The 1,193-nt window shown below is 42.3% G+C and carries 1 protein-coding gene; it reads left to right on the forward strand.

Translation table 11 applies throughout. From position 1 onward, the window contains the following. A partial coding sequence (locus AC3LHT_RS07915; protein WP_488662508.1) for an ABC transporter ATP-binding protein occupies window positions 1-1,066 on the forward strand: 1,066 nt, incomplete at its 5' end. Window positions 1,067-1,193 lie beyond the last annotated feature (127 nt).

The following is a 1,193-nucleotide window of genomic DNA, read 5'->3' on the forward strand; positions in this document are numbered from 1 at the left end:
TGTTACGCTCAAAAATATTTCAAAGGTATTCAAAGGTTTTGAAGGACAGGATATAAACGCAGTGGATGATGTGTCTTTCAGTGTAAAACCCGGTGAGTTTGTTACCCTTTTGGGTCCCTCGGGTTGTGGGAAAACAACTACCTTACGAATGATTGCGGGCTTTGAGACTCCCACGAAGGGAAAAATACTGATAGGCGAAGGGGACGTCACATTCATACCACCCTGGAAGCGCGACATTGCCATGGTATTTCAAAGCTACGGGCTCTTTCCGCATATGAGTGTGGGGAACAATGTTGCTTACGGGTTGAAAATGAGAAAAATGGACAAAGCTAAAATAAAGGAACAGGTTAGTTCAATTCTGGAGCTAGTTGGCTTAAAAGGTTTCGAGCATAGGCCACCGTCAAGCCTTTCTGGTGGACAGCAACAAAGAGTGGCTTTAGCAAGAGCCCTTGTTGTAGAGCCCTCTGTCCTTCTTTTTGATGAACCCCTTTCTAACCTTGATGTATTACTGAGAGAACAAATGCGTGTTGAAATAAGAAGAATACAGAAGCAGGTTGGTATAACTGCTCTATATGTTACTCACGATCGTACAGAAGCCATGACACTTTCCGACAGGATCGTTGTTATGAACGACGGCAAAATAATGCAAATTGGCTCTCCTAACGAAGTTTATGAAAAACCTAATTCGAAATTCGTTGCAAATTTCATGGGAAAAATCGCATTTTTCCCCATTGAAATCAAAGCTGTTGAGTCTGAGAGTGTGAAAGTCTCGATAAAAGGTAAAGAATTGCTACTGAAAAAAGGAATAGAAATATCGGAGAATGTGAAATATGTCCTCGGATGCAGACCAGAAGGCCTTTATTTGAAAACTCCCGGTAAAGGACACATCGAAGGTAAGGTAATCACAAATGTATATCTTGGTAATTACGTTGAATCCTACGTGAAAACGGAATTTGGTGAAGTAATGGTGAAAGCAGAAGCCGAGACTTCTGGCAGCTTTGAAGAAGGGGCTCCGGTGTCAATATCCATAAAGGAAGAACGAGCAAAGTTAATACCGGATGATTGATCTAATAAGATTCGGGTGTAGGGTTTGGTTTTTGCTAAACCCTATGCCCGATTTTTGAAGAGCCGAGAAGCGGGATCAAGAGCCGAGTAACGAGTCAGGAGTCACGAGAGAGAACATCTAAACCCCA

The sequence above is a fragment of the Kosmotoga sp. genome (assembly GCF_982836095.1).